The 18,571-nt window shown below is 50.4% G+C and carries 9 protein-coding genes, 1 tRNA gene and 1 pseudogene; 9 read left to right on the top strand and 2 right to left on the bottom strand.

All coding sequences use genetic code 11. The features are described from left to right. Nucleotides 1–6 precede the first annotated feature (6 nt). Complete coding sequence (locus IQ256_RS12930; RefSeq protein WP_193855960.1) at nucleotides 7–1,242, top strand: aminotransferase class I/II-fold pyridoxal phosphate-dependent enzyme; 1,236 nt, start codon at nucleotides 7–9, stop codon at nucleotides 1,240–1,242. 29 nt (nucleotides 1,243–1,271) lie between these two features. Here the strand turns inward: IQ256_RS12930 and IQ256_RS12925 are convergent, their stop codons facing one another. Both IQ256_RS12925 and IQ256_RS12920 read right to left on the bottom strand, forming a co-directional pair. Beyond that, nucleotides 1,272–1,928 carry a hypothetical protein gene (locus tag IQ256_RS12925; RefSeq protein ID WP_193855959.1) on the bottom strand — a complete coding sequence of 219 codons (657 nt, stop codon included), beginning with the start codon at nucleotides 1,926–1,928 and terminating at the stop codon, nucleotides 1,272–1,274. A 448-nt stretch (nucleotides 1,929–2,376) separates the two neighbouring features. Next, the gene (locus IQ256_RS12920) at nucleotides 2,377–2,970 is read right to left on the bottom strand and encodes a GNAT family N-acetyltransferase (protein WP_228024838.1); all 594 of its coding nucleotides are present in this window, start codon (nucleotides 2,968–2,970) and stop codon (nucleotides 2,377–2,379) included. 314 nt (nucleotides 2,971–3,284) lie between these two features. On the opposite strand from IQ256_RS12920, the gene IQ256_RS12915 reads away from it, so the two are divergent. From IQ256_RS12915 to IQ256_RS12880, 8 genes and pseudogenes are all read left to right on the top strand, one after another. Next, nucleotides 3,285–6,689, top strand: coding sequence for a response regulator (locus IQ256_RS12915; protein ID WP_193855957.1), 3,405 nt, complete (start codon nucleotides 3,285–3,287; stop codon nucleotides 6,687–6,689). 140 nt (nucleotides 6,690–6,829) lie between these two features. Beyond that, nucleotides 6,830–7,900 (top strand): hypothetical protein, encoded by a 1,071-nt coding sequence (locus IQ256_RS12910; protein WP_193855956.1) that lies wholly within the window; start codon nucleotides 6,830–6,832, stop codon nucleotides 7,898–7,900. 102 nt (nucleotides 7,901–8,002) lie between these two features. Beyond that, a tRNA-Gly gene (locus tag IQ256_RS12905) sits at nucleotides 8,003–8,073 on the top strand. Nucleotides 8,074–8,252: 179 nt separating this feature from the next. Continuing rightward, nucleotides 8,253–9,449 carry a site-specific integrase gene (locus IQ256_RS12900; RefSeq protein WP_193855955.1) on the top strand — a complete coding sequence of 399 codons (1,197 nt, stop codon included), beginning with the start codon at nucleotides 8,253–8,255 and terminating at the stop codon, nucleotides 9,447–9,449. 202 nt (nucleotides 9,450–9,651) lie between these two features. Next, nucleotides 9,652–9,831, top strand: a pseudogene (locus IQ256_RS12895) (transposase); the annotation flags it as partial. After that, nucleotides 9,828–11,441 (top strand): DUF3991 and TOPRIM domain-containing protein, encoded by a 1,614-nt coding sequence (locus IQ256_RS12890; RefSeq protein ID WP_193855954.1) that lies wholly within the window; start codon nucleotides 9,828–9,830, stop codon nucleotides 11,439–11,441. The pseudogene IQ256_RS12895 and the gene IQ256_RS12890, both read left to right, overlap by 4 nt. Before the next feature lie 361 nt (nucleotides 11,442–11,802). Beyond that, nucleotides 11,803–14,715 (top strand): DEAD/DEAH box helicase, encoded by a 2,913-nt coding sequence (locus IQ256_RS12885; protein WP_193855953.1) that lies wholly within the window; start codon nucleotides 11,803–11,805, stop codon nucleotides 14,713–14,715. 4 nt (nucleotides 14,716–14,719) lie between these two features. After that, the coding region (locus IQ256_RS12880; protein WP_193855952.1) for an N-6 DNA methylase at nucleotides 14,720–18,571 on the top strand (3,852 nt) is incomplete at its 3' end.

Genomic DNA, 18,571 nt, shown 5'->3' with positions numbered 1-18,571 from the left:
AATTGTATGTCTTTTTTACGTGCTGATTTAGCTCAGCTAGCGGCGTATCAGTCGCCTCACCCAGCAGATAAATCAGCTTCACTGTCGCCTACTGCCGAGCCACTAGATATCGACCCGCTAGATACTAATGAGAGTCCGATCGATCTACCAGCAGCACTCAAAGCAACGCTGGCGGAAAAGTATCAGTATGTGATCGCTGCCAACCGCTATCCAGACGGCTCGCACTCAGCCCTAAAGCAGGCCGTCTTGAGCTATGTCACGGCTTCTAACAGCAGCCTAGATACCCTCACGCCCAGTCACATCACTCTGGGGAATGGTTCTGACGAACTTATTCGCTCTGTATTGATGGCCACCTGCCTAGGCAATAACGGCTCCATCCTAGTGGCCACGCCTACTTTTTCCATGTATAGCATCTTGGCTAGAACGCTAGGCATCACTGTTCACAGCATAGAGCGCCAAGACAGCTTTGAAATTGACATTCCCGCCGCCCAGGCCACCATCGATCGGTTCGCCGCTCAGCCGACTGCCGCCCAGTCGACTGCCGCTCAGCCAACTACAGCGCCAACCAACGCCTCTACTCAAACGGCTCCCGTTCGAGTCATCTTCATGGTGCATCCAAATTCGCCGACTGGCAACGTCCTGACTCAGCAAGAGTTGGCCTGGCTCAGGCAGCTACCAGAAGATATCTTGGTCGTTGTCGATGAAGCCTACTTTGAATTTAGTGGTCATACTACCCTGGTAGAAGCGCTCAGTCGGCCCAACTGGATCATCCTACGAACCTTATCAAAGGCCTTTCGCCTGGCCGCTCACCGAGTCGGCTACGGCATTGCTCATCCCAACATCATCGCAGCTCTAGAGAAACTAAGACTGCCGTACAACCTGCCTAGCTTTTCTCAGGCAGCGGCCATGGCTGCGCTACTGCATAGCGATCGGCTACTAGAACAAATTCCAGTGCTGATAGGCGAACGCCAGCGACTGCTATCTGCTTTGACTAGCCACCCTGGTTTACAGATCTGGCCCAGCGACAGTAATTTTATCTATGTTCGATTGCGCGATCGCGCGCTGGCTCATATAGGCGCAACTAGCCAAGAGGAAGGGCTCAATAAAGTCTGTCAAAGGCTTCTCACCCGAGGCACTCGGATCAGACACACGGGCGGCGGACTTCGCATCAGTATTGGCACCGCTGCAGAAAATCAGCGCACCCTCGCTAACTTTTTGCAAGTGATAGGTGAAAAAGCCTAACTACAGCGGTTGAACAAAGCCGCAGTCAGCTACCAAACAAGTTCTGAACGCACTCGGTGAATCGTTTGGGGAAGCACACCAACAAGCATGGCAAACGCCTTGTCAGAAACTGAATCCACTGTCTCTTGATCAAAGTAGGTCTTAAATTGCTCTAGGATCATTCGAGCTCTGTCCGCTGGCTCTGGCTGATCTGTAAAATTTTGCGTCAGGCGAATCCACTGCAGCCGAATCTTAATCGCATTTTGATGGCCTTCATGTGAATCTGGCGCTAACAATGAAAGATTGCCGATTGGAATCACATCCACAATATCATCATCTATCAAGCCGCCAACCGCCGCCCCAGGACCAGCAAACTCTGCATGGAACTCCCGCAGCACAATCAAGCCATTGCGACGGCGACTGTTAACAACCCAAAGCTGTCCGCTACCGATCTTTTCCACTTCGTTGTCAACTTTGAGTTCTTGATTCACCGATGCACCAAAGAATTGCCAGCTGCCTTTATTAATACCCTGGTTGAGGCCCTGACCACCTACCTTTAGCTGCACGCTTGTGCGCTTTAGTGCGTTGGTCATATCAGAGCGAGGAACAGTATTCACCTTGTTCAGAGCCACCTGTCTATAAATCTCACCACGGATATTGGCATTGTCACTGCTCGGTACTAGCACGTTGCTCAACAGGAATCGCACTTATGTTTTAGCTGATGTTTTAGCTAACTAAACGCCTTAGTTGACTGAGCTACGCTGACTGACTAAAAACCCTCAAAGAAATCCTCCAAAGGAGAACATAAGACCGTCAACGAAACTGCTCTTCTACCAATGTGGTACGAATATCCAACAAACTGATAATGAACAAATAGTTTTTATTCATTCTTTACGACAGTGCCCCTCGTGCTTTACATACTGTACATAAAGCCCTGGTATAGCTGCACCCTAAAAATATTCGACTCCAACGCACCAAACGCCTATGCTGTAGGCGTTTAGAACTGTCCTGTCTGACCTAAATTTTCTTAATAAATAATTAATTAAACTTTAGTTTCACATAGTTTTGACTGTTCAGTAAATCTACTTAAGGCAGTGCCCCTGCTCACTTAATCTACCTACTTAGAGATATTATTTAGCTACTTAAAGAGAATCTTCATTTACAAACAATCTGCTTAGACATCAATAGTCTTTCTGGTCTAAGGCCCAGACCAGACAGGATAGGATTGCCTACGCCGCAATGTCGATAGCCGGCCTGCATATAAAGCGCTTTCGCCGCAGCATTATCTGCCATCACATGTAGATATACTCGGTGAAAGCCCCAGCTAAAAGCAATTTTCTCACTGGTGTTCAAAAGCTGCTGGGCCGCGCCCTGCCGGCGGTAGGCAACCTCGATAGCCAGATTAGAGATATAGGCTCGTTTAGGAGGAAGCAGCCGCCACGCCTCACAAGGACGCTGCGAAATCTCGGCAGTGCCTACCACTTTACCTGCCTGAGCCGAGGTTAGATCAACAGCGGTGGCCACTAGACAGGCATACTGACTAGCGGGTGTTTTGAGTCTAGTTTTGATATCTTCTCTCATGCCTAGACGCATTAGCCAGTACAGCCACTGAGTTGCCTGTGCCTGTGGATAAAAGCTAGAAAGCAAAACTGCGACAATTTGGGTCAAGTCTTTTGGCTGGGCAGAGCGAATGCGAAAAGTCTGCTGTCGATAAGGAGGCATTGTGAGCTCTGTATTGACCTGAAACATAGTTAGAAACTCAAAAGAGGATGGGCACTTTATGTAGGACGTTGCACAGCTATAGCATTTATCCCATCGTCAAACGTATGCAAGCGTATAGCCCTTCGGTGTGTTTTTGGTGTGTTTTGGATGGATTTGACGAGCGATTTTGTCGAACACGCATCCATACATTGCGTTTCTACAGTGTGTTTTGGGCGAACTCTTGACCTACTGGCTTAGCCTACTGGTTTCTACTTAGTAGAGTCTACTCAAAGAGATACTTCCTAACACGAACGATAGACATGTTTATAGCAGACGTTTCGGCCTAGATGAGAGTTTGATGCATGGCAGTTAGAGAGCGCAATCGACGGCAAAAAGCGGCTAAGCATAAGATCTTAGTAGTAGACGATGAGCCTGATAATCTAGACCTGCTTTACCGAACATTCTATCGGGACTTTAAAGTTATCAAGGCGAATAGCGGCCCCGACGCGCTAGAGATATTAGCCGAACAGGGCGACATCGCGGTCATTATTTCCGATCAGCGGATGCCCGGAATGAGCGGCACCGAGCTATTGCGGCTGACAGCCGACCGATATCCCAATTCGATTCGGATCGTGCTGACAGGCTATACCGATGTGGAAGATCTAGTCGATGCGATCAATGAGGGTAAGGTTTTTAAGTATGTGACCAAGCCTTGGGAAGAAAGCGATCTGCGGATGGTGGTCAATCAGGCGGTTGACACTCACAGCGTTTTGCAGGCGCGGACCCAGGAACTCAATAGAGTGGTGCGACAAGAGACACTGCTCAATGCCATTACGAATACTATTCGCAGCGCTCAATCTTCTGAAGAGATGCTAAAGACCATTGTGGAAACGCTGGGCGAGGCGTTTGAGTTGGACTATGGCATTGTGTATCCACTGACCGACGCTGAGCTGAATTCACCGATGTTTCACTATGTGGGAACAGACGCACCAGCCGGGGTGCTAGAGACGGTGCCAGGGCGAGACCTGACAGCGGTCGCCTTAGAGCAGCTGAAGCAGACGGTTTGGGAAACGATACTGACTCAGCATCTAGAGTCTGAAGAGGACATTGTGGCGGCAGCGCCTAAACCCGAGAATGTGGCCGCGTACACGGCTCTAGATATCTGCACAAGTTTATTAATTCCGCTGGCCTGCAAGCAAGATGTGCTAGCGATCCTAGCGTTACATAAGTGTTCTCACCAGAAACCGTGGCAGGAGAGTGAAATCAAGCTGCTGACAACATTAGCAGACCAGGCGGCGCTAGCGCTTTCTCAGACTTGGACCTATGAGCGAGTAGAGTCTCTAGCCCAGCGAGAGCTGCTGATCAACACGATTACGCAGGCATTACATGCGAGTTTAGAGCCGAGTGAAATTTTTGCGGCAATTACTCAAAAGCTGGGACAGGCTTTAAAAGCAGATAGCTGCACGCTGTCTTTGTGGAAGGATGACGACTATGCCCAGTGCGTAGGACGCTACGATCTACACATGGAGATGGCACCTACTTTACCAGAGCCGAAGATTGCGATTGCCAAAGATTCTATTCTGGCCGAGATGCAGGCGACCAAGCGACCGATCGTCATCAGTACAGCGGAGCTAGCGAATCATCACTTAGCGGGAGGCTCGTTTGGAACTAGGGCGCTTATGGGGGTACCGCTACTGGCTGAATCGAAGATTACAGGCTGCATCATGCTGCGACAGATGGGAGAAGATCGCGCTTGGACAACAGAGGAAGTCAATCTAGCCCAGGCAGTAGCCAATCAGGCTGCGATCGCAGTTCAACAGGCCAACCTCTACCAGACCAGCAAACGCCAGGCCGAACAGCTCTTGGAGCTAGACCAGCAGAAAAACGCCTTCTTTCAAAACATCTCTCACGAGTTTCGCACCCCGCTCACGCTCACAATTGGGCCGCTAGAATCAGCTGTCGAGCGCGGTGAAGGACTAGACGCAGAACAGGCGACGATCGCCCTACGCAATTCGCGGCGACTGCTACGGTTAGTCAACCAGCTACTCGACCTGCAAAAGCTAGACGCTGGCAAGATGAAGCCGACCTTCCGACCTTGCGATCTAGCCGCTTTCACCATAGAGGTCGTTGAAGCGTTTCAAAACTACTGCGAACGCAAGCAAATTCAGCTAAACACAGAGATTTCTCCTTGTTCTACGGTTTATCTAGACATGGAAAAATTCGATAAAGTGCTCTACAACTTGCTTTCAAATGCCATGAAGTTCACCCCTAAGGGTAAATCGATCACGGTGCGATTAAAAGAAGCAAGCGGCCAAGCGCACCTGCAGGTGCGAGACCAGGGAATTGGCATTCGCGAAGACCAAATCCCGCACCTATTCGAGCGATTTCGTCAGGCAGACGGGTCGGCTAACCGACACTACGAAGGCACTGGACTAGGACTCTCGCTGGTTCAAGAGCTGACTCAGCTACACGGCGGCGAAATATTAGTAGAGTCGGTCTACGGAGAAGGCACCACTTTTACGATTAATCTGCCTTTGGGTGCTGACCATCTACCGTCAGACCAGGTGATAGACCAAGCGCTATCTACTGAGAAAGGCCGAGCTGCCGTGGAGCTTTCTGATATCGAGATGGCCTCAGCCACCGCCGATAGCGCCATAGCGCTGCCACCGGCAGTCGAAGGCACGCAAACCGAACGGGCATCATTTAAAGACGCTCAGATATTGGTGGTAGATGATAATCCTGACTTGCGAGCCTATGTATCGAGCGTGTTGAAGCGCCAGGGCTATCAGGTGCAAACGGCTGAGCAAGGCGCGGCAGGGCTAGAGATGGCGATGGCCCATAAGCCAGATTTGATTATTACCGACCTGATGATGCCAGGGGTCAACGGTCTAGAAATGATTGAGCGAATTCGCCAAGATACCGCTTTGCAGGGAACACCGATCATTTTGCTGACAGCGAAGGTAGACAATGAGACTCGCTTAGAAGGCGTTGAACAGGGAGCAGATGCCTATCTGTCGAAGCCATTTAACGATCGCGAGTTACTAGCCGAAGTCCGCAATTTGCTGGCCCTAAAGTCGAATGAGCGCAAGGTAGCCGAGCTAAACCAGTACCTGACAGAATCAGTGCTGCAAAGATTTTTGCCGCCATCTTTGGTCAAGAAGGCGAACGAAGGCAACCTGAGACTAGATTTGCGACCTGAGCCGCGATTGGTGACTATTTTATTCAGTGATATTGTCGGCTTTACGCAGCTGAGTAATACGCTGCGATCGCGCCGAGTTGCTGAGCTATTAAATCAGTATCTAGAGACGATGACCCATGCCATCTTTAACCACGGCGGCACGGTAGATAAGTTTATGGGCGACGCGGTACTAGCCCTGTTTGGGGCACCAGAGGAGATGAGCCCCAACGAACAGGTCAGGCGGGCGATCGCCGCTGCCAGGCAAATGTATAAAGATTTAGAGGGGCTCAATCACGAGTGGGCAGAGCAAGGCATTGGCCCAGTCAAATTCCGCTGTGGCATTCACCAGGGCACCGCCGTCGTCGGTATGTTTGGCAGCGTCGAACGCTCTGACTATACGGCAATTGGTCCTAGCGTGAATATCGCCGCACGAATCCAAGAAGCAGCCACCGCCGAAACTATTCTGGTCTCCGCTGCCGTTGCTGACTACTTAGACGATCAAGAGATTGTCAAGTTTGACCCGCTCAAACTCAAAGGCGTTGACGAGACCGTGTTGACCTTTGGCGTCAAAACTCAGCTGGAGGTCTAGAAGAACGCGCTGGCTTATAGAACTACTCTGTAGCAGCAACCTACAGCAGCGAATAGACGCACTCGCTGAGCGCATGTCAGGTTCTACTGCTATTCAAGCGTTTTACCTATATTGCTATACTTCAGCTAGATAGCTCATAGGTGACCAACGCTATAGTCAAAGCAGCCATGATCTCTTTGCTACAAACTTGGAAACATCTAGAACCCCAGGGGCTATGGCCAGCTCTCGGGGGGTTAGCTGTGCTGACGCATGTAGGTATCTTGGGCTTCTCCCTGCCCTACCTGATCGAGATGATGCAGCCTCCTTCAGGAAGCCAAACCGCTGCGGTGCCAGTCGAATTAATCGTTGAACCAGGTGCGTTGTCGACAGCCCTTACACCAGATTCGCAGCCGTCGACCAATCGAGTAACAGAACCAGTCGCAGCATCAGCCGACAGTCCCGATCGTATCAACGAAAGCCCAACTCAAACAGCTACGCCAGCGACTCCTACGTCCCCAGCATCGCCAGCTAGTTCCAGCGTTTCTTCAGCTTCAATCCCGCTTGAATCTAGCTCTCCTGAATCTCCACCGCCTCAGAAAGCAGATCCAGTACAACCACCGCCGCTTACTGCCGGTTCAGAAGACTCTGCTGAGAGCAATACAGACTTGCCTGCGCCTGCGTCCGAGACTTCAACAGATGCTTCTACTTCAACCAATTCCAGCCCAGTGACCCAAAACTCTGCGAGTCCATCGTCAGTCCCGCAGAAGGAAGAAACTTTACCAACCTTGTCTGGAGATTCAGACATTCCGGTCCCCGGTAGCGAACCTGCAGGCGATGAAACACCGCAGACTGCCTACCTAAAAGTTGTGAGCCATGCCCATATTCCGCGATCGCTTCTAATAGATATTGCACCTAATCCGCCTGTTCCTATTTACGACGCTATCACTGCCGTAGAATTGCGTCCCCAAGAAGTAAACTGCGAGCGGGTAGACTTTTCCGTATCACAAGTGACCTATCGAATTGCCGTAAATAAAGACGGTTCGATGCGACACGCCTCGCCTTGGTCTGGCAGCATTGAAGAAAGTGCGCCTTTGACTGCTGAAGAAAGTGCGATCGCCTGTCTGCTGCTGGCCTCTGGATTTCGCTTCACCCCAGCTACCTTTGAAGGCGAGCCCGTTGTTAGCGACAATTTGCTGCTCACGATCGACGTAGTCGAATCACAGCTCAACTAAGCTTCCCTATGCTTACCTCTGGCCGTCTACAAAACCTTACCCGTAGGCATCGATCCAAAACCGTGATACTGTATCTAAGCTATTATGCAAATAGCCTCAAACGCGGGTGTAGTTTAGTGGTAAAACCTTAGCCTTCCAAGCTAATGATGGGGGTTCGATTCCCCCTACCCGCTTCGATTCTGGAACTACTGAAAGTAAAGGGATTCAGCATGTGACGACTATGTACCACAGGCTGTTTTTGCAAGTTATCATGTTCTATCCTTAGAACGTTTTGGACATTTTTGGACTCATTTAGGCTGATTATTGGGGTACGATTGGGGTACAGATTTGGCCCTGTACCCCAATTTTTGCTATGGCTGAGCAACTAAAACGTCGAAAAGCTGCCAAAGGATCAGTTCGAATAAAGAACTCTCGTGGGTGGCTTCAGCTAGTATTCACTTTCAATAGACGGCGACGCTATCTATCGCTCGGTGTCACCGATACCAAAACGGCCCGAGCCTTAGCTGAAATGAAGGCTCGGCAAATTGAGCTAGATATTTTGTCTGGCAACTTTGACGAGACGTTGGCGAAATATCAGCCTCAAGTTACTGAGCCGGATGATAAAGCTGAGTCAGTGGTCGAAGATGAATTCACTGGACCTGACCTGAATGAATTGTGGGAAAAGTTCGTTGAATATAAACGTCCGCAGTGCTCGCCCAATACGATGTACTACGTGTACGGAACGTACTCCAACTACATGGAGCAGCTACCGACCTACAATCTTGAGCGAGCTGCTGACATCCGGGATTTTGCGATCAATACGTTTCCGATTGAGTCTTGCAAGCGCTTTGTCGTAAGGCTGAATGCTTGCTGTAAGTGGGCTTGCCAGTCGGGGTTGATTTCTGAGAATCCGTTTGAAGGGATGTCGCGAGAGATTAAACCGCCTAAGGCAAAGCGGAAGTCAGAGGAGGGCGATATCTTTCCGTTTACGGTGGCGGAGCGGGAGGCGATTATTGAGGCGCTGCGGGCGAATACTTTTTGTAGTAAGCATTCGGCCTATAAGCATGAGCACTATGCAGGCTATGTGGAGTTTTTGTTTCTGACGGGGTGTCGGCCTAGTGAGGCGATCGCACTCCAGTGGAAAAATGTCAGTCGTGACTATGGCACCGTCAGCTTTGAGCGGGCTGCAATTACGACTGGTAGCGGTCGCAAAATGCGGGATGGGCTGAAGACACAAGAGCGGCGAAGGTTTCCTTGTAATGCCAAGCTGAAGGAGTTGCTCAACTCTGTAAAACCCGAGAAGTACACTCCCGAAACGCTGGTTTTTCCTGGCTTCTCGGGTAAAGTTCTGAATACTGCCTCGTTTCGGAAGACAGTGTGGAAACCGGTTTTGGAAGGACTAAAGATTGAGTACCGGAAACCGTATCAAACCCGGCATACGTTTATAACACTAGCGCTAGAGCACGGCTTAGATGCTAAGGATGTTGCCCAGTTAGTGGGAAATTCTCCAGAAGTGATATATCAACATTATGCAGGCCAAAAACGAGAGCTAGTTGTCCCTGAGTTTTAGATAGCCTACTAGCCGTACAAATACTACGGTCGTGCCAAGGAAAACTGAACATAAGAGCATTCAGCACAATCGGCAAACTCCTGAAGCAGTTAGATTCGGTGACTGTGTGCTCGCTTCATCATCCTGAGAGTGCTTCTCTTGGTCAGGTTGACTCAGGGAATCAAAGACAATAGTGTACTGTGCCGATGGAATGAGCTGAGGACTCTATCTGTTTGAGTTACCAACTTACTCACCGGAGTTGAATCTGATCGAAATTCTCTGGCGGTTCATGAAATACGAGTGGATAGAGATTGAGGCTTACGAGAGTTGGAATGCTCTCAGAAATCATGTCGAAGAGATGCTTGTAGGGTTTGGCGGTAAGTTTGTAATTAACTTTGCATGACTACTTATCGCCTCCCAGAAATACTCGTCCACCTATTTCAGCTCGCCCGAGCGCCCAATCAGAAGAAAAACAGCCTCGAAGGCCAAATAATCAAATTTTTGCAGGAGGCAGGGCTCTGGGAAACAATTCTAAAAGACTCGGACTTTCATTTCAAGATTCACAATGAGCCTTACATTCCACTGGTGGTAGAACGGCTAGGCAATGATCTCTGTTTTACTCACTACCTAAGCCAAAACGGCGACACCTACATCGATACGGAAATGGTGTTCATCTTTCAAGAAAACGACCGACTTAAGTTTAAGGAAGTAGCTGTGCCCAATGCATTACAGGGGGGAGAGCTACGAGGATATGACCCAGCCTTTGCCAAGCTTTTTGCGACAAACATTGTTTCTCAAGGATTTGTAGAAGCTGCACAGGAGCAGTTTCGTGCAGAAACGTTGGAAGTAGCTGAGCCTCAGCAACAGGTCCAGCGAGTGGTCGCGGCCCCAATCACAGAGCCTCCGCTGAAGGAAGTTGCAGATGAGGTGCGCGAGGCTGATTTGGAAGCGGTGGCAGTTGAGTTGGGATTGGAGCGCGATCGCCTTGACAAACACAAGTGGCGCGATGGCGATCACATTATCAGCATTAGCGATCGCCTCTTCATGGACTGGCTGGCGGACAAGGGTGGCGGCGGTGCCATTGATTTGGTGATGCATGTTAGAGAGTGCGAGTTTAAGGAAGCAGTAGAGTGGCTTTCAGGACGTGATTTCTCAAGAGCTGTTTCGATTGCACCGCAGAAAGCAGCTTCCGAAGAACCTCGACCTTTGACGATGCCAGCCGTGAATGAGCAGCGCTGGGGGGCAGTGCAGCAATACTTGGTAGAAGCACGAAAGCTGCCGCTGGTCCTGGTGGAAAGGCTACACGACAAAGGATTGATCTACGCAGATGATTTTCAGAATGCGGTGTTTGTCCGGCATGGAATGGCCGAGGGGCAGTGGCGACGAGGGGATGTTGCTGGAGCAAGCTTGCGAGGGACGTGGGGTGAACAGAATGCGTTTCGCGGGATGGCTTCGGGGACGGTAAGGGATAAAGGATGGTTTTGGCTGGGAACTGGGAATGGCCAAATTGCGCGGATTCTGCTTACTGAATCACCGATTGATACGATGTCACTGGCGGTACTGGATAAGCAGCGCGAGGCTGGCGTGACGCTTTACCTGTCGGTGGATGGTTCTGGAGCGGTACCCGTGGATGCTTTGAAGGATGTGCTGCGACGAGGAAGGAGGGTTACGATCGCATTTGATGCCGATAAGGCTGGTGAACTGATGGCGTGGCGAGTGGCTCAAAAGTTACCGGGAACAGAGAGGTTGTGGCCTGATATAGGTAAAGACTGGAATGAGCAGCTCATGGGCAGCGAACAATCTGTTTCTAGAAGTCCAGAGACTGCCGCTTTATGGAAATGGCATAAAGCTGCTTTTATGCTGGGTCATTCTCAAAAGTATCTCGACAGAATTAGCGACGTATCTATTTCTTCTGTGAAAGGAAAGAAACTATCTAACGAAGCTAGAGTAGCTATGGCACAAGATTTAAACAAGCGGCAAAGATCGGCCTCTACTCACTGCGAATGCGACTAACCTTTGTATCTTATTGAGCACCACAAAATCTCTAAAGAGATAGTCAACTCTGATGTCATAGAAAATGTCATAGAGTCCGTTCTTAAACAGAGCGCACTGGAATAGAGCAAGAATTTGGGCTGGTCACAAAAAATTTCTTCCAGTATGTTCTATTGCTTTTTAGACGAAACAAGAAGAGATTTTATACACTCGGTATAGTGGTTAATACTGGTGACGGACATTGTTTATTTCTACACCTCAATCGCTCAAAGACTAAGCTGCACAGGGCTTTGCGGAACGCATCAACCAAAGTCGTTGAAACTTGTTTTAAAGGCCGGGAACTCTGCCTGTAATTCGTACAGACAAGGTTCATTTCAACAATATGCCTGATGTGACTGCGCCCGGTGCTCGAATCGTCTGCCGCGATGCTGAATGGTTAGTTAAGTCCTCATCTCTCTCTTCTGCGGGCGATCGCGTCATCGAAGCGATTGGTGTGTCTGAATTTATTCGCGGTAAATCGGCCCGATTTCTTCAGGAATTAGAACAGGACAATTTAAAGATATTACTGCCAGAAGAAACAGCGCTGGTTGCAGATGGCTCGGCTGGCTACCGGCACAGCCTGTTGTTTTTAGAGGCACAGCTGAGACAAACGGCCCCTGATGACGGACAAATTTACATCGGGCATCAGGCGGCGATGGATTTGCTGCCTTATCAACTCAGACCTGCCTATGAGGCGCTGCAAAAGCCGAGGCAGCGCATACTGATTGCTGATGCAGTGGGCCTGGGTAAGACGCTGGAGTGCGGCATTTTAGCTGCTGAGCTAATTAGGCGCGGGCAGGGGCGGCGCATCTTGGTGGTGACAACCAAGGCGATGCTGACTCAGTTTCAAAAGGAATTTTGGGCGAGATTTACCATTCCACTAGTGCCGCTTGACTCAACGACTATTCAGCGGATTCGGACGCGGATTCCGGAAAATCACAATCCTTTTCATTACTATGATCGCGCGATTATCTCTGTAGACACGCTGAAACAGGATAGAGAATATCGCAGCTATCTGGAAGAGGCGCATTGGGACATCATCATTATCGATGAGGCTCATAATGTGGCGCGGCGCGGTCATGGGGCTTCGCAGCGGGCGCGTTTGGCCAAAAGGCTCTCGACCTGCTCGGATACGCTGATTTTGCTGTCGGCGACGCCTCACGATGGTAGGCCCGCTAGCTTTGCTAGCTTGATGAATATGCTCGATCCAACGGCGATCGCAGATGAAACCGACTACACCAAAGAAGACATTCGCGATCTTTATATTCGCCGCTTTAAGAAGGATGTGCTGCAAGATCTGAAGCAGCATGTACCGGAAAGGCAGGTAGAAGCGGTAGAAGCTCAGGCATCACAGGCGGAAGAACGGGTTTTTGACTGTCTTAGCGACCTTAAGTTTTTCAGCATCGACAGCCACCGTCAGGCGGGACATCTATTCAAGACGACGCTGCTGAAGGCAATGCTGTCTAGTCCTGCTGCTTGCTTGGCGACGGTAAAGAATCGGATTAAGCGCCTAGAGGCTAAGACGGATGAGAGTGGCCAAGCCAAGAAAAGGAGCAGCATAGAAAAAGATATTGAACAACTCTTTGAATTACAGACGGCTTTAGATCAGGTTGAAGTCTCTGACTTTTCTAAGTATCAAAAGTTGCTGGATGTGATTCGGCAAGACTTTGGCTGGACGGGGAAAGATGCCAAGGATCGGCTGGTCATTTTTACGGGACGGTTGGATACGCTGAGGTTCCTAAAAGAACAGTTGGCGAAGGATTTAAAGGGGCTGAAGAAAGGCGCGATCGCAACCTTAGACGGCGGCATGGCCGATGTAGATCAAACCCAAATGGTGGAAGCCTTTGGTCAAGAAAGTTCACCCATCCGCATACTGCTCGCGACTGAAGTCGCCTCTGAGGGTTTGAACCTCCACTATCTCAGCCATCGCCTGATTCATTTTGAAGCGCCCTGGTCACTCATGACCTTGCAACAGCGAAACGGCAGGATAGATCGCTATGGGCAAACCCAGCAGCCGCAAATTCGCTACCTGCTGACGCGCTCTAAGCAGTCTCGAATGGATGAGGTAGAGCGGATTATTAGGGTTCTGCTAGAAAAGGACGATCAAGCGGTTAAAAATATCGGCGACCCGTCCGTGTTTATGGGCGTTTTTAGTGCTGATGCCGAAGAGATTGTAACGTCGAAGGCGATTGAGTCTGGACTCTCTGCTGATGAATTCTCTCGCCAGCTTGAGGACAATGCTGCAAGCGGCGGGGAGGGTAGCATTTTTGACTGGTTTGAGAATTTTGATGCGACTGAAGAAGAGACGGAAAGCAAGCACGTTGTTCAGGCTCCGGTAGAGCAGGGCTCACTGTTGAGCCTTTTTCCTTCTACGTTTGAGTTTGCGATCGCATCCCTGCAAAGCCTAGACTCACCACCCGAGAATCTATCTATTAACCAGGCTGAGCGATTCATTGAATTGCAGCTTCCGCCTGAGCTAGAGCGGCGCTATAAAAGATTGCCGAAGCAGATTCGACCAAAGACCGGGATTTTGCATTTGAGCGAGCGCCCCACGGCCATCATGCAATCTATGGAGGCTGCTAGGCGAGAGGAAGATACCTGGCCTGCAAAGCAATACCTGTGGGATTTGCATCCGGTGGTGGAGTGGCTGAACGACCGAAATCTGTTTCGCTTTGGGCGGCATGAAGCGCCTGTGATTCAGCTAGGGGACGGGTTAACACCTCAAGAAGCGACTTTTGTGCTGTTTGGTAGCTTTCCTAATCGGCGCGGGGTACCGGTGATGTCTCGCTGGCTGTCGGCGATATTTCAGGCGGGTAAGTTTCAGTGGATAGAGCCGTTTGAGCGCACGGTGGAGCGAACGGACTTGGGGACAAAGGCGTTACCTAATCCAGGAGAACTTTCGACCGATGATTTGTTGCCGCTGAGATTACAGGCTGTAAATGAGGCGCAGCGGTATCTGCGGAAGGATCATCGGGACTGTGAGGCGGTGCTGAAGGAGAGATTGGCTGAGCAGCGATCGCGGCTGGAGACTTTGCGCGATCGCCACCTGCAAAAGCTAGATCTACGGTTCGAGGCGGATAAGCGTCGGGACGCGATTAAGGAACAGGACAAGGAAAGAGAGCGATCGCACATTGACCGCATCTTTAAAGACCACCAGGACTGGGTGGATCTGTCAATGACGACGGAGGCTCAGCCTTACGTTCGATTGGTGGCGGTGCTTGTAAACAATTCTGAGAAATCGACGGAGGGGAAGTAGGCAGATGGTATTACAAGGCATTGCGAACGAAAACGAATTTTACTCAGCTCACTATCTCAGTGCAATTTTGGCGGGAGACCTGGAGACGTTTGCCAAGCAGACAGAAAATCAGAGAAAAGAAAAAAGGGCGGCACGGGCAGAAGCACTTGAACAGTCAGATTCTCTATCAGAAATTGAGGATGCTGATGAGCGAGAATCAGCGGAGTCTTTGCGTAGCTTGCGGCAGGATTATTTTCGGCTGAAGGATACGCTGTTGGGGCGGCTGGATGCGTCGGAGAAGCTGGACTTGCAGCGGGACTTTTTTCAGCGGCTGCTGAAGATTTTGGGCTATGCGTGGCGGCCTGAGGTGAAGTCTCTAGAGTCGGGCTATGCGCTGCCCGTGCTGGCGGAGGTGGCCCATACAAAAGCCAGTAGAGACGGGCTTTGGGTGATGGAGGGCTTCAACGAAGGCGGGGAGCCGAGCGATGTGCTGTCTTTGGGCTTGAGCCCCTTGCAGTACGCGGGGTTGTCGGTTGCCTATGATGAGTCGCAGGTGACGGCAGATGAGACGCTGGAAGATTTGCTGACGGATGCGGTGTTTGCCCAGGAGCTGCCGCCGCGCTGGGTGATTTTGCTCAGTATCGATCAGATTGTGTTGATTGAGCGGCATAAGTGGAGTGCTTCGCGGCTGCTAAGGTTTGACCTGGAAAAGCTGTTGCAGGAGAACGACCGGAGTGCGATGCTGGCGGCGGATACGCTGCTGCACTGTGAGCATATTTGCCCGAAGGAAGGGAGTGCGCTGCTTGATGAGCTAGATGAGAATAGCCATCGCCATGCCTATAGCGTTTCGGAAGATTTGAAGTTTGCGCTGCGGCAGGCGATTGAGCTGTTGGGCAATGAGGCGATGCGGTATCGGCGTGAGGTGCAGCGCAAGCGGGTTTATTCTAGCTCGGTGCAGCAGGCGCGGGGTGAGTCAGAGATTAACCCTGATCAGCTGAAGGCGGAGTGTTTACGGTATGTGTATCGGCTGCTGTTTATCTTTTATATTGAGGCGCGGCCTGAGCTGGGCTATGCGCCGATGGGGTCGGATATTTATCGAGAGGGCTATAGCTTAGAGGGGCTAAGGGATTTAGAACAGACTGAGCTGACGACTTCTGCGGATGAGAATGGTGAATATATTCATATCTGCATTCAGCGGCTGTTTGGTTTGCTGTGGCAGGGCTACCCGGTACTGAAAGAGAAGCAGCTCGATTTAAGTGCGGTGCAGTCTGCTGTTGTGCATGACACGTTCCATTTGCCAGCGCTGAAGAGTCATCTGTTTGACCCTGGGCGGACGCCGATGTTGAACGGGGTGAAGTTTAGCAATCATGTGTTGCGGCAGGTGTTGGAGCTGATGTCGCTTTCTCAGTCGGGGAAGGGCAAGCGGCGCGGGCGGATTAGCTATGCACAGCTCGGGGTGAATCAGCTCGGTGAGGTGTATGAAGGACTGTTGTCTTTGTCTGCTTTCTTTGCTGAGGAAGATTTGTATGAGGTGAAGCCTGCTAAGGAGCCTTCGGTTCGCAGTGAGTTAGAGGTAGGGTACTTCGTTTCCAAGTCTCGGCTAGATGAGTTTAAGCCGGAAGAGTTAGTGACTGACCCGGTGACGGGAGAAACGCCGCGCAAGCATGAGAAGGGTAGCTTTCTGTTTCGGCTGAAAGGAAGAGACCGGAAGAAAAGCGCGAGCTATTATACGCCGGAGTCTTTGACGCAGTGTTTGGTGAAATATGCGCTGAAGGAGCTGTTGGAAGACAAGTCGGCGGATGACATTTTGAATCTGACCGTATGCGAACCCGCGATGGGGAGTGCGGCTTTTTTGACCGAGGTGATCGATCAGCTTTCAACCGCGTATTTGGAGCGGAAGCAACAGGAGCTGGGTCAACGGATTCCGCATGAGCGAGTCGCGATTGAGAAGCAAAAGGTGAAGATGTGGCTGGCCGATCGCAGCGTGTTCGGCATTGACCTGAACCCGATGGCGATGGAGCTGGCGGAAGTGTCGCTGTGGCTGACTTCTATCTATGGTGACAGAAAAGATACACAGCAGGTGTTTGTGCCTTGGTTTGGGTTGCAGCTTCACTGTGGGAATTCGCTGATTGGGGCGCGGCGGCAGGTATATGAGCGCACTCAGGTGACCGCCCAAAAACAGACCAGTAAGAAATCGAAGGCGACCTGGCATGAGATTGAGCCGAGGCGGATTCCGATGGCTGAAGATTTGCCGGAGGGTGGGATTTTTCACTTTTTGCTGGGTGATCCGGGGATGGCGAACTACACCGATAAGGTGATTAAAAAGATGGAGCCGGAGGCTATTAAGCAGATTAAGGAATGGCAGAAGGGATTTGCGAAGACTGAGCTGACGAGTGATCAGGCGGACTATGCGGCGCGGTTGAGTCAGCGGATTCAGGCGCTGTGGCTGGACTATACGCACGACCTAGCGCAGATTCGGGCGCGGACATCGGATTATTTGGTGGTGTGGGGACAGCAAGAGAGTGATGTAGCGGCGGGGCAGGCGGTGCCGCTAGACCAAAAGGACAAAATTCACGAGCAGGAGAAGCTGTCGCAGGGGATTGTGAATGCGACGCCCTACAGGCGGCTGAAGCTAGTAATGGACTATTGGTGTGCGCTATGGTTTTGGCCGACTGCGGAGGCGGCGCTGTTGCCGAGTACGGAAGAGTTTTTGCAGGAAGTCGGCGCGATTTTGGGTGAGACGGAGATGGTGATGCCAGGGCAGGCTGAGCTACCACTGTTCCCTGAGACGCAGACGAAAGCGTCGATTCAGACGATTTTAGAGAAGCATAAATTTGTGAACTTAGAGCAGCTCAAGCGGTTTTCGCCTCGGATTCGATTGGTGGATGAGATTGCTGAGCAGCAGCGTTTTTTCCATTGGGAGCTGGAGTTTGCGGATATTTTTTATGAGCGTGGTGGATTTGACCTGATGGTGGGGAATCCGCCTTGGGTAAAAGTGGAATGGCAGGAAGGCGGGATTTTGGGCGACTATAATCCGATGCTGGAACTGCGAAAATTGGCAGCGAGTAAGTTGGCAGAAGAAAGAGAAGATCTATTTTCTACTTATCCTGGTTTGCAAGCAAACTACTTACAAGAGTTTGAGGAAGCGGACGGCACACAAAATTTTCTCAATGCAACCCAAAATTACCCGTTATTAAAAGGTAGTCAAACGAATCTCTTCAAATGCTTTTTGCCGCAGGCATGGAACCTTAATAAGCCTGAAGGAATTTCTGCGTTTGTTCACCCTGAGGGTGTTTATGACGATCCAAAAGGAAAGCTGCTGAGAAGAGAGCTATACAGCCGGTTGAGAGAACACTTTCAGTTTCAAAATCAGCTCATACTTTTTCCTATTGGTGATCGAGTCAAATATAGCTTAAACGTTTACGGTGGAAGCCAAACACCAAGGTTTAAGACGGTTGCTAATCTATTCACACCAAAAACTGTGGACGAATGCTTTTCTCATGATGGGCATGGAGAAGTAGGTGGCATTAAAGACGAAAATAACAAATGGAATTTTGAAGGACACAAAGAAAGAGTTTTAGAGGTTGGAGAATCAGAGCTAAAGCTGTTTGCAGAACTCTACGACGAATCAGGAACGATGCCCGATGAAGCTAGACTACCAACGCTTCATTCTCAGGCGCTGGTAGAAGTCTTACGAAAGTTTGCTATTCAAGATAGGAAACTAGCATCTCTAAATGGTCAGTATCTTGCTTTAGAGATGTGGCACGAAACAAATTCACAAAAGGATGAAACTATTCGTCGTGATACACAATTTCCAGAGACTACAAGAGAGCTAATTCTTTCCGGCCCACACTTTCATGTTGGAGCCCCTTTATAC

The sequence above is a fragment of the cf. Phormidesmis sp. LEGE 11477 genome, from assembly GCF_015207105.1.
Taxonomy (GTDB): domain Bacteria; phylum Cyanobacteriota; class Cyanobacteriia; order Phormidesmidales; family Phormidesmidaceae; genus Phormidesmis.
The sequence above is the reverse complement of the archived record's forward strand: the minus strand, read 5'-3'. Positions and strand labels throughout refer to the sequence as shown.

Bases quoted from the DNA above. Each gene is read 5' to 3' on its own strand.
- IQ256_RS12930 (WP_193855960.1), top strand. From the start codon at position 7: ATGTCTTTTTTACGTGCTGATTTAGCTCAGCTAGCGGCGTATCAGTCG.
- IQ256_RS12920 (WP_228024838.1), bottom strand. From the start codon at position 2,970: ATGTTTCAGGTCAATACAGAGCTCACAATGCCTCCTTATCGACAGCAG.
- IQ256_RS12915 (WP_193855957.1), top strand. From the start codon at position 3,285: ATGGCAGTTAGAGAGCGCAATCGACGGCAAAAAGCGGCTAAGCATAAG.
- IQ256_RS12900 (WP_193855955.1), top strand. From the start codon at position 8,253: ATGGCTGAGCAACTAAAACGTCGAAAAGCTGCCAAAGGATCAGTTCGA.
- IQ256_RS12890 (WP_193855954.1), top strand. From the start codon at position 9,828: ATGACTACTTATCGCCTCCCAGAAATACTCGTCCACCTATTTCAGCTC.
- IQ256_RS12885 (WP_193855953.1), top strand. From the start codon at position 11,803: ATGCCTGATGTGACTGCGCCCGGTGCTCGAATCGTCTGCCGCGATGCT.